We start from the raw sequence: 10544 nt of genomic DNA on the forward strand, positions 1-10544 counted from the left end.
GCACCGTCGGCTCCATCACGCGGCAGAGCGAGCCCGGCGCCGAGACGGGCCCGATCTCGGCGGCCTACGCGCCGTCGAAGTCGTTCCTCAACGCGGTCACCGTCCAGTACGCCAAGGAGCTGAAGGACACCGGCATCCTGATCAACGCCGGCTGCCCCGGCTTCTGCGCGACGGACCTCAACGGCTTCCGCGGCGTCCGCACCCCCGAGCAGGGCGCGGCGATCGCGATCCGCCTCGCCCGGCTCCCCGACGGCGGCCCGACCGGCGGCTTCTTCGACGATGACGGCCCCATCCCCTGGTGATCAGCGCTCGACGCGGAGGGGAAGGGTGCGGGGGCCGCGGACCTGGCCCGCGGCCCATGTCACCGCCGACGGGTCCGCCAAGGTGAAGACGGGGACGCGTTCCAGCCAGACCTCCAAGGCCACCCGGAGCTCCATGCGGGCCAGGTGCGAGCCGAGGCAGCGGTGGATGCCGAGGCCGAAGGCGGCGTGGCGGTTGACCTCCCGGTCGATGACGACCTCGTCCGCTCGGTCGAACTGCGCCGGGTCGCGGTTGGCCGCCGGGAAGGACAGCAGGACCCAGTCGTCGGCCTTCATGTCGACGCCGCGCCAGTGCATGTCCTCCTTCACCAGCCGCGCCATGGTGACCGGCGCGTAGGCGCGGAGGAACTCCTCCATCGCCGTCGGCAGGAGGGACGGGTCGGCGACGAGGCGCTCGCGGTCGGACGGGGTCTTCGCCAGATGCCACAGCGAGGCGCCGATCGCGCTCCACGTCGTGTCGATGCCGGCGATCAGGAGGAGCGCCATCGTCCCGGACACGTGGGACGCGTCGAGCTTCCGCCCGTACAGCTCGGCGTTGATCAGGTACGTGGTGAGGTCGTCGCGGGGGTCGTCGACATGGTCGCGGATCTGCTCGTACAGGTACTCGAACAGCTTGTCCATGCGGGCGATGCGCTCGTCCGGGGGCAGGTTGACGCCTTCGAGGGTGTTCTCGACGAACTCGCGGAACCTCGGCCCGTCCTCCGGCGGGAAGCCCAGCATGTCGGCGATGACCCGCATCGGGATGTGCTGGGCGTAGTCGTGCGCGGCGTCCACGACGTCCCGGCCCTCGAAGGAGTCGACGAGCTCGTGGCAGAACGCCCTGGTGCCCGCCTCCAGCTTCTGGACGGCCGACTTCTTGAACGCCGGCAGCAGCAGCTTGCGCGCGTCGTGGTGGAACGGCGGGTCGGACGAGATCGGCGGCGTGACGCCCACCGGGGCGAGGTCCGCGGGCGGCCGGTAGTTGCTCATCACCACCGACCGGGACGTGAAGCGCTCGGTGTCGTAGGCGATCGCGGCGACGTCCTCGTAGCGGACCGGCAGCCAGCCGCCGCCGAACCGCTCGGTCCGCGCGACCGGGCACCGCCGCCGCAGGTCGTCCTGGATCGGGTACGGGTCGGCCGCCCATTCCGGTTCCAGGTGGGAGAAGTCGGTCGCCCAGTCGGCGACCGGCCCGGTGATGACCTCGTTGCGGGTGCCGAGCGGCGTGGTGTCCCGCGCCCCGGTGAACCGGTCGTCGGCGGCCATGCCTCAGCCCTCCTCCACGGTGATCGCGCGCTCCGGGCAGTTCGCGACGGCGAGCCGGGCCTCGTGCTCCCGGCCTTCCGGGACGACGCCGGCGCCGAGGACCGTCCCGTAGCCCTCGTCGTCCTCGCCGAAGATCTCGGGCGCGAGGTCGTAGCAGCGGCCGTGGCCCTGGCAGCGTCCAGAGTCGATGCGCACCTTCATGGCGTTCCTCCTTCGGGGCGGCCGGGCGGCGCGAGCGCCGCCGCGATGCGGACGCGCACGGCGAGCCCGCCCCGGAACGGGTCGGCCGGTGAGGTCACCGACCCGCGCGGGCCCGCCGCGGCCGTGCCGGGCCCCGTCGCCGGCCGCCGCCCGGAGAGGTGCCCGGCGGCTCCTACCCCACGGGCGTCCTGGTGGAGTGCGATTCCGCGGGCTCCTTCCGGCCGGCGGTGAAGAAGCCGATGAGCGCGGCGATCGTCGCCACCGCCTCCCCGGTGAAACTGATCGTCTTGTCGGAGTACCACTGCGGGTCGTACATGCGCGGGATCGGGCCGAGCTGCCCGAAGTCGACGAAGTAGTACAGCAGGACGGCGCCGGCGGCGCTCGCCGCGACGATGAACGCGATCGCGTACGTCCATCTTCGCGCCCACACCAGGACCAGGACGGCGGCCACGGCCGCCGCGATGGCCTGCGCGCGGAACAGGTCGTCCCCGGGGATGACGTCGTCCGGAGTGTTCGGCCCGGGGGCCATGTCCGGCGCGAACCGCCAGTGCACGATGGCGTCGGCCGCGAGTCCGGCGGCCACGAGAAGTCGAAGAACAATGCCCATACCCATTGCACGGTGATACCCGGGCCGCGGATCAAATCGAGCGCACCTTTTCGGAAGCATTTGGGCACAAGGATGACCGCATCCGGACGCCGGCGGTCAGGCGGCGCGCAGGAACATCGCCGACCAGGCGGATCCGAACGCCGGCGCCCCCCGCGATGATCAGCACGGCCCTGCGCCGGAACCCCCGGCGCAGATGCGGGCCGTCCTGGCGGTGATGCCACGAAGCGTCAGCGGCGGCTCTTGACCCGGAGATAGCTCCAGTAGAGAAGTCCGAAGAGGATGAGTCCGGACAGGATGAGCCCCGACCCCGTGCTCCACCCGGAGAACGGCAGGACGGGCACCAGCCCCCAGGCGACGCCCGCCGCGATCAGCCCCAGCCCCGTCAGGATCGACCCGGTCAGCCGCCACCAGGAGGTCACGCTCTCCTCGGCCGCCTGGATCGCACGATGCCGGACCGGCTCGACATACCGGTCCACGGCCGGGAACTCGCGCGCGAGGATCAGCAGCCCGGCCAGCACGAGCAGCAACCCGGGACCGGGCAGGACGAGCAGGGCGACCCCGGTCACCAGCACCGCACCCCCGCCGACCAGCACCACCCCCCGCTTGGCCGACCTCCCATACCCCATGCCGTACCTCCCGCCGGACCGCGTCCGCCCACCGTGCACCTGCCACGCTAGATCTTGCGCACGGCGACCCACCCAAACCCCGCTCCCGGCAGTGGAAAAGACTCACCCCCGACCGGCAACCACACGTCAACCGTCCCCTGCGCAGCCTTCATCGGCCCCGGGACTCTCCGATCACCGGTGGCACATCTCCGTACCCCAGCGATGCGAACGGGCTGGACCGGCCGCCCGCAGGCCCCTCCCGTGCGGGGACGACCGGCGGCGGCCCTGACGGCGGGAGTTGCGGCGCGGGAGGCTGCGCATCGGGAGGCTGGGCGCCGGGCGGCTCGATGCCCCCGAAGGGAAGGTCGAAGGCCCAGGAACGTGGATACCATTCGATGGCGTACCGGTAGTTCTCGTTGATCACGCGAAATAGCGACACGAGCTGCTGGTCGGCGAACCGGCCTGGCGATAAGTCGCGGGAATGCATCGAGGCGAAGATGTCTTCCAGCATCCGGCTCAGCCGCTGCCTCAGGCCCGCCGCCGCTTCGCCGAAATCGACGGAACTTCCGATCGTGGCATCGATGCGTTGGAGCTTTGCCTGCGCTAGTGGAGAGGCTCGGTCGGACCATCCCCTCTCCAACAACTGGGCCTGCCTGTAGAGGAATGCGCGAAGTTCTTCGAGGGTTTTGGTCACGACCGAAATATGTTCGGCGCCCGCCAGGTGCGCATCCCAGACCCGCCCCGCTTTGAGTGATTTAAGCCACTCGGCGAGCTGCCACGCCGGATAGGCTTCGATGATCTCCGGATGCAGGGGCACATGGGGAATCGCAAGGTCCCCGTGTACGCTGCGCGCGGGGTTGATCTCAGGCCGGGGATAAGGCCGGGGAGGCGTGTCATAGGCCCGATCCGTCCGGGACCAGTTCGAGCCGGGCGAGCGCACGTTGATCTCCCAGCCGTTGATCTGGTCGCGCTGGTCCAGCAGGCGGACGATCAGGTCCTCCGCCTCGCGGTAGTGCACGGAGACGGGCGCCAGCCGCCCGCCGAACTCCCGCAGGTTGTACCGGGTCGCGTGGACGCCGCGTACGAAGATCGAGCAAACCGCCCGGTCGAGCCAGCTCAGGTAGCGGGCCGTATACCAGGCGCCGAAGGGCTCCTGCACGCAGGCGGCCAGGAGCGCCTCCCGCGAGGCCACGACCTCGCCGAGACGGGCCTCCTCCCGGCGGAGGCCGACCTGCACCGCCGCGAGGTCTTGGTGATCAACGTGAACATAATGCGAAGGGGAGGTCAGACCGGGCCAGTTCCGATAAGACAGCTGCGTCAACGGCACCCTTGCCTGCGGTAGCCCGGCGCCGCGCGATACAGCGGCGCCGATCGGGACAGGATGGAAGGGAAACGTACCAGACTTCAGGATCAGCACCTAATGAACAGAAGTCTAGTTTAGAGTCGCGATCATGGTGAGCTGGCATAACAAGATCGAAAAGGAACTACTCGAACATCTCAAAAGCGGACATGTCACTCCCTTCGCCCCCGCTATGGGCGTCCCCGCCTCCGAACGGACGATAAGAGCCGGGGTTCTGCGCGGTTTACTCACGGACCCCGATGTGAAACGCCTCCACCCGCCGCTGGTAAGCCTCGAAGGCGTGATCATCGAGGGCCGCCTGAGCCTGAACGGCCTCGAATGCGAGGTCAACCTTTTCCTGGTCGGCTGCGTTTTTCGTGAGGTGCTCGAACTGAGCTTCGCCCATCTGCCGCGGCTGGTGCTGGCCAAATCCAAGCTGGTCGGCATGGAAGCGGCCGGCGTCCGGATCGACAACGGGCTGGACGCCAGGTTCGTCGAATGCGCCGGCACCGTGCGGCTGAGCGGGGCGCGGATCGGAGGGCAGACCGATTTCACCGGAGCCCGGTTGGTGTCGGCGGAGAGATCCGCGCTGGAGGCCGACGGCTTCCGTGCCGACGGGGACCTGCTGCTGCGCACCGAGCTCCGCACACAGGCGGCGCGCGCGGACTCAGAGTTCTGCGCACGGGCGGCCGAGGACGCGGTCCGGCTCATCGGAGCGCAAATCTCGGGAGACCTCGACCTCATCGGCGCCAGGCTCGAAGCGGAACGCGGGCCCGCCTTGACCGCCGAGCGCGTCCGGGTCGGCGGCAGTGCGCTGTTCCAGGCGGTCAAGGCCGCGAGCATGCTCGGCGACGAGCCCGCCGCACGCGACGGCGTCAGCGTCCTGGTGCTGAAGGGGGCGGTGATCAGCGGCGAGCTCAGCCTGGACAAAGCAAAGATCAGCAGCGCGCAGGCGGGCGCGCTGGCCGCCGACAATATCAGGGTGGGCGGCGACGCCTTCCTCAGGAACATGCGGGCCATCGGCAGCGATCCGGAAGGGGTGGTACGGCTGCTCGGAGCCCATGTCGAGGGGAGCCTCAAGTGCCACGGCGGCGTCATGGCCAGCCACAGCGGCAACCAATGCAGCCTTGACCTGCGCTTCGCCACGCTGCACAAGGCCCTCTACCTCAAGCCGGACTTCCTCCGGGCCGGCAGCGCGGACAAGGTGAACCTCGACGGGCTCAAATACGCGATCGACCTGCCCGAGGCGATGGACCGCCGGGAGTGGATCGCTTTCCTGCGCGCTCGGGTCCCCTATGCGGCGCAACCGTACCGGCAGCTCGCCGATGTCTACAAGGCCGCCGGGCGCGAGGAGGACGCGCGCCGGGTGCTCATCGCCCAGCAGGACCATCTGCTGGCCTCGGGCAACGACATCCCGCCGTTCGAGAAGTTCCGGCTGCGGGCACTGAAGATCACGGTCGGCTACGGGTACCGGATGTCACGACCGCTGGCCGGGCTCGCGCTGACCACCGTCGCGGCGATCGCCATGGTCGTCGTCTCGGCCGCCACGACCGACGCCGTCCGCCTCACCCCGGTGTACAGCAACCAGGTCAAGGCGTCCGCCACCGCTCATCCGGGCGGGGCCGGGGCGCAGGCGGCCGCCGAGCGCTGCACGCTCGTGGACCAGGTCGGCCTCGGTATCGAGCTGTCGGTGCCGCTGATCAACACCACGACGCGCGTCCGCTGCAACATCATCGCGTCGTCGAAGGTCGAGCAGCTGATCGTCGCCGCGGGCTGGATCTTCCAGGTGCTGGGCTGGATGTTCGCCGCGCTGTTCGCGGCGGGCGTGGCCAAGACGATCCGCGAGGACTGACGCGACTCCGCAAGTGGGCATGGAGCGGCCCCGTCCCGGGGGCGTTGATTCGGGACGGGGCCGCGGGCCGCGCGGGACCGGGCGACGGTCGCCCGCGCGGCGGGTCGGGGGTCAGTCCTTCACGGCCGCCTCGGCGCCCGCGCCGGTGAGGGAGCGGACCTCGATCTCGGCGTACTTGGCGGCGTTGTACTCCTTGCTCAGGACGGTCCCGAGGAAGCCGCACAGGAAGCCGATCGGGATGGAGAGGATGCCGGGGTTGCTGAGCGGGAACCAGCTCCAGTCGTGGTCGGTGAACAGGGCCTTCTCGTCGCCGGACACGACCGGGGAGAACGCCACGAAGAAGATCGCGGCGCCGAGGCCGCCGTAGATGGCGGAGGTCGCGCCGGCCGTGTTGAACCTCTTCCAGAACAGGCTGTAGAGGATCGCGGGCAGGTTCCCGGACGCCGCCACCGCGAACGCGAGGGCGACGAGGAACGCGACGTTGAGGCGCTGGGCGTAGATGCCGAGGACGATGGAGACGGCCCCGATCACCAGCGCGGAGATGCGGGCGACGCGGACCTCGTCCCCCTCGGTGGCCTTGCCCCTGCGGAACACGTGCGCGTACAGGTCGTGGGCGAAGGACGAGGACGAGGCGAGGGTGAGGCCCGCCACGACCGCGAGGATGGTGGCGAACGCGACCGCGGCGATGACCGCGAGCAGGATCGTGCCGCCGGCCGAGCCGAAGACGATCTCGCCGATGCGTTCGGCGAGCTGCGGTGCCGCGGTGTTCCCGGCCGAGTTGACCTTGCGGATCTCCTCCGATCCGACCAGGGCGGCGGCGCCGAAGCCGAGCACCAGGGTGAACAGGTAGAAGACCCCGATGAGCCCGATGCCCCACATGACGGACTTGCGGGCGTCGCGGGCGGTCGGGACGGTGTAGAAGCGGATCAGGATGTGCGGCAGCCCGGCGGTGCCGAGGACGAGCGCGAGGCCCAGGCTGATCAGGTCGAGCTTGCCGGTGAGGCCGGAGTCCTCGGTGGCGTAGCGCTGGCCGGGCTGCAGGAACTTGTCGCCCTTGCCGCTCTGCTCGGCGGCGTCGTTCAGCAGCGAGGAGAGGTTGAAGCCGAACTTGCCGAGCACCAGCAGGGTGATCAGGGCCGCGCCGGTCATCAGCAGGACGGCCTTGACGATCTGCACCCAGGTGGTGCCCTTCATCCCGCCGAACACCACGTAGATGATCATCAGGACGCCGACCAGCGCGATCGTCGCGCCCTTGGCGAAATCGCTGGTGAAGCCGAACAGCAGCGAGACGAGCGCGCCCGCGCCGACCATCTGCGCCAGCAGGTAGAAGATCGACACGACGATGGTGGACACGCCGGCGGCGGTCCGCACGGGCCGCGGGCTCATCCGGAACGCCAGCACGTCCGCCATCGTGAACCGGCCGGAGTTCCGCAGCAGCTCGGCGACGAGCAGCAGCGCGACGAGCCAGGCGACGAGGAACCCGATCGAGTACAGGAAGCCGTCGTAGCCGTACAGGGCGATGAGCCCGGCGATGCCGAGGAACGACGCGGCGGACATGTAGTCGCCGCCGATCGCGAGGCCGTTCTGCGGGCCGGAGAACGACCGCCCGCCGGCGTAGAAGTCGGTGGCGTTCTTGGTGTTGCGGCTCGCCCACACGGTGATCGCGAGGGTGGCCGCCACGAACACGACGAACAGGCTGATCGACAGGGCCTCGTGGCTCATCGGGCGTCCTCCGCGGTCCGCGCCGCCGGGGCCGTCTCGGCGACGATCTCGGCGCGCAGCTTGTCGGCGGCCGGGTCGAGCCGCCGCTCGGCGTGCCGCGAGTACAGGTACGCGATGCCGAACGTCGAGACGAACTGCAGCAACCCGAAGACCAGGGCGATGTTGATCGAGCCGAACAGCTCGGTCCCCATGAAGCCGCGCGCCCACCCGGACAGCACGACGTAGAGCAGGTACCAGCTGAGGAACGCGGCGGTCATGGGGAATGCGAATCGGCGGAATCTGCGGCGGAGATCTTGGAACTCCGCGGTGCCCTGGAACCGTTCATAGACGGTGCCGGCGGCGTTCTTATCGACGGACACGACCGCCCTCCTCTTCTGTGACGCCAATCACGCGCCACCGTAAAGACCCAGCTCGGAGGGGGCGAGGGGTCGGCGGCAAGGCTGCGGTCAGGTGCCGTTCATCGTCGCCGGGATGCCGGACCCGTCGCCGAACGGTCGCTCTGGCGCGATGAACGGTCAGACGCGCCGGGGCCGCCAGGTGCCCCGGTCGACGTTGAGCGACTCCGGAGTGTGCAGGCGCACCATCATGCGGGCGACGCCCTTCGGCACGCGGCGCTGCGTGCACAGCGACACGACGATCATGACGGCGAACGCGATCGGCACCGTCCAGGCGGCGGGCTGGGCGAGCAGCGCGCCGGCGAACCCGGACGGCGGCCCGGCCGCGATCGTCACGATGACGGCGGTGCCCGCGAGCACGCCGCCGGCGACGAGCCCGGCGAGCGCGCCCGGGACGGTGAGCCGCCGCCACCAGACGCCGAGGACGAGCAGCGGGCAGAAGGTGGACGCGGCGACGGCGAACGCGAGCCCCACGACGTCCGCGACGGCGAGCGACCGCGCGGCTATCGCCAGGGCCAGCGGGACGACGAGGGCGAGCAGCGTCCCAACGCGGAACGACCGGACGCCGCCGCGCAGGATGTCCTGGGCGAGCACCCCGGCGACGGACACGGTGATGCCGGACGACGTCGACAGGAACGCCGCGACCGCGCCCCCGGTCACCAGCGCGCCGAGGAGGTCGCCGCCGAGCCCGCCGATCAGCCGTCCGGGCAGGGTGAGGACGACGGCGTCCGCCCGCCCGGTCATCAGCAGCTCGGGCGTGTAGAGGCGCCCGAACACCCCGTACAGCGCCGGGAGCAGGTAGAACGCGCCGAGCAGCGACAGCACCATCACGGTCGTGCGGCGTGCGGCGCGCCCGTCCGGGTTGGTGTAGAAGCGGACGAGCACGTGCGGCAGCCCCATCGTCCCGAGGAACGTCGCGAGGATCAGCGAGTACGTCGCGTACAGCGAATGCTCGCGCCCGTCGAGCGGCAGGGCCCATTCCCGGTCGGTGGTGACGGGGCGCCCGCTCACGTGCGGGACGTCGGCGCCGGCCGGGAAGGTGACGGACGTGTCCGCGTCGATTCTGTGCGGCCCGGGTGTCAGGGTGAGCGGCGCGCGGCGGTGGTGGCGGCCGTCGACCTTCCCGTCCACGACGACCTGGACGGGCGCGGTCACGTTCACCGTGACGGCGACGCCGACCGCGACGGTCGTCCGGTCGCCGAACCGCGGGGGCGCGTCCGACGACAGGCCGGGCGAGCCGTCGCCGCGCCACGCCAGCAGCAGGAACACCAGCGGCACGGCCAGGGCGGTCAGCTTCATCCAGTACTGGAACGCCTGGACGAGGGTGACGCTGCGCATGCCGCCGCCCAGGACGTTCACGGCGACGACGACCGCGATCAGCACGCCGCCCGCCCACACCGGCGTGCCCGTGACCGTGCGGAGCACCAGCCCGGCGCTCTGGAACTGGGGCAGCAGGTACAGCCAGCTGATCAGCACGACCAGGACGCTCGCGACGCGGCGCACGGCCATCGACTCCAGCCGCGCCTCGGCGAAGTCCGGCAGGGTGTAGGCCCCGGAGCGGCGCAGCGGCGCCGAGACCAGCACGAGCAGCACCAGGTACCCGCCCGTCCAGCCGACCGGGAGCCACAGCATGTCCGCGCCGTACGCGAGGATCAGGCCCGCGATGCCGAGGAAGGACGCCGCCGACAGGTACTCGCCGCCGATCGCGGACGCGTTCCGCAGCGGCGTCACCGTCCGGGACGCCACGTAGAAGTCGGACGTCGTCCGGGAGATGCGGACCCCGAGGACGCCGATCAGGACGGTCGCGACGACGACGAGCATGACCCCCGCGAGACCGTAGGCGGCGTTCACGGCCGGTCCTCGGTCCGGTCGACGAGGTCGGCGAAGTCGTCCTCGTTGCGCTCGGCCTGCCGGACGTACCACCAGCCGCACGCCACGAACCACGGGTAGATCAGCCCGCCGAGCAGCACCCACGGCAGCGGCAGGCCGAACACCTCCGCCTCGCGCACCTCGGGGACGGTCGCGAACAGCAGCGGCAGCCCGAGCACCACGACGGCGAGCACCAGGCAGAGCCGGGCGGCGAGCCGCAGCTGGGTGCGCAGCAGCGACCGCATGTACGCCTCGCCGAGCCCGGTCTGCTCGTCGATCTCGCGGGTCACCGGGTAGCGGGGCCGCCGCACGGTCCGGGTCCGCGGCCCGGTCACCAGCGTGCGGCCGGCCGCGACGCCGCGCGGCCGCTCCGCCGGCCGTCCGGTGGA

At 70.8% G+C, this 10544-nt stretch carries 11 protein-coding genes; 2 read left to right on the forward strand and 9 right to left on the reverse strand.

Annotated elements, in window-relative coordinates:
- On the forward strand, positions 1-302 hold a 302-nt coding region (locus ACIWVC_RS10605), incomplete at its 5' end, for an SDR family NAD(P)-dependent oxidoreductase (RefSeq protein ID WP_396454076.1).
- Here ACIWVC_RS10605 and ACIWVC_RS10610 read toward each other — a convergent pair.
- The 5 genes from ACIWVC_RS10610 to ACIWVC_RS10630 form a co-directional block, all read right to left on the reverse strand.
- Positions 303-1565, reverse strand: coding sequence for a cytochrome P450 (locus ACIWVC_RS10610; protein WP_396449031.1), 1263 nt, complete (start codon positions 1563-1565; stop codon positions 303-305).
- A gap of 3 nt (positions 1566-1568) precedes the next feature.
- Positions 1569-1766, reverse strand: a complete 198-nt coding sequence (locus ACIWVC_RS10615; RefSeq protein WP_396449032.1) for a ferredoxin — start codon at positions 1764-1766, stop codon at positions 1569-1571.
- 172 nt (positions 1767-1938) lie between these two features.
- Positions 1939-2373 carry a hypothetical protein gene (locus ACIWVC_RS10620; RefSeq protein ID WP_396449033.1) on the reverse strand — a complete coding sequence of 145 codons (435 nt, stop codon included), beginning with the start codon at positions 2371-2373 and terminating at the stop codon, positions 1939-1941.
- Positions 2374-2600: 227 nt separating this feature from the next.
- Positions 2601-2999: a PGPGW domain-containing protein gene (locus ACIWVC_RS10625; protein ID WP_396449034.1), complete on the reverse strand. Its 399-nt coding sequence runs from the start codon at positions 2997-2999 to the stop codon at positions 2601-2603.
- A 148-nt stretch (positions 3000-3147) separates the two neighbouring features.
- Positions 3148-4395, reverse strand: a complete 1248-nt coding sequence (locus ACIWVC_RS10630) for a hypothetical protein (protein ID WP_396449035.1) — start codon at positions 4393-4395, stop codon at positions 3148-3150.
- A 34-nt stretch (positions 4396-4429) separates the two neighbouring features.
- Here ACIWVC_RS10630 and ACIWVC_RS10635 point away from each other — a divergent pair, with 34 nt between their 5' ends.
- On the forward strand, positions 4430-6169 hold the full coding sequence (locus tag ACIWVC_RS10635; protein ID WP_396449036.1) for a hypothetical protein: 1740 nt from the start codon (positions 4430-4432) through the stop codon (positions 6167-6169).
- A gap of 111 nt (positions 6170-6280) precedes the next feature.
- Here the strand turns inward: ACIWVC_RS10635 and ACIWVC_RS10640 are convergent, their stop codons facing one another.
- The 4 genes from ACIWVC_RS10640 to ACIWVC_RS10655 form a co-directional block, all read right to left on the reverse strand.
- Entirely contained in the window at positions 6281-7891 is a 1611-nt protein-coding gene (locus ACIWVC_RS10640) for a cation acetate symporter (RefSeq protein ID WP_396446802.1), read from the reverse strand.
- Positions 7888-8250: a DUF485 domain-containing protein gene (locus ACIWVC_RS10645; protein WP_396446803.1), complete on the reverse strand. Its 363-nt coding sequence runs from the start codon at positions 8248-8250 to the stop codon at positions 7888-7890. The genes ACIWVC_RS10640 and ACIWVC_RS10645 overlap by 4 nt, the downstream gene beginning before the upstream one ends.
- A gap of 156 nt (positions 8251-8406) precedes the next feature.
- The gene (locus tag ACIWVC_RS10650; RefSeq protein WP_396446804.1) at positions 8407-10137 is read right to left on the reverse strand and encodes a cation acetate symporter; all 1731 of its coding nucleotides are present in this window, start codon (positions 10135-10137) and stop codon (positions 8407-8409) included.
- Positions 10134-10544 (reverse strand): hypothetical protein (locus tag ACIWVC_RS10655; protein ID WP_396446805.1); only part of this gene is annotated, 411 nt, incomplete at its 5' end. The genes ACIWVC_RS10650 and ACIWVC_RS10655, both read right to left, overlap by 4 nt.

The sequence above is a fragment of the Actinomadura sp. genome (assembly GCF_044508335.1).
Classification (GTDB): Bacteria; Actinomycetota; Actinomycetes; order Streptosporangiales; family Streptosporangiaceae; genus Spirillospora.

Bases quoted from the DNA above. Each gene is read 5' to 3' on its own strand.
- ACIWVC_RS10610 (WP_396449031.1), bottom strand. From the start codon at position 1,565: ATGGCCGCCGACGACCGGTTCACCGGGGCGCGGGACACCACGCCGCTC.
- ACIWVC_RS10615 (WP_396449032.1), bottom strand. From the start codon at position 1,766: ATGAAGGTGCGCATCGACTCTGGACGCTGCCAGGGCCACGGCCGCTGC.
- ACIWVC_RS10620 (WP_396449033.1), bottom strand. From the start codon at position 2,373: ATGGGCATTGTTCTTCGACTTCTCGTGGCCGCCGGACTCGCGGCCGAC.
- ACIWVC_RS10625 (WP_396449034.1), bottom strand. From the start codon at position 2,999: ATGGGGTATGGGAGGTCGGCCAAGCGGGGGGTGGTGCTGGTCGGCGGG.
- ACIWVC_RS10635 (WP_396449036.1), top strand. From the start codon at position 4,430: ATGGTGAGCTGGCATAACAAGATCGAAAAGGAACTACTCGAACATCTC.
- ACIWVC_RS10640 (WP_396446802.1), bottom strand. From the start codon at position 7,891: ATGAGCCACGAGGCCCTGTCGATCAGCCTGTTCGTCGTGTTCGTGGCG.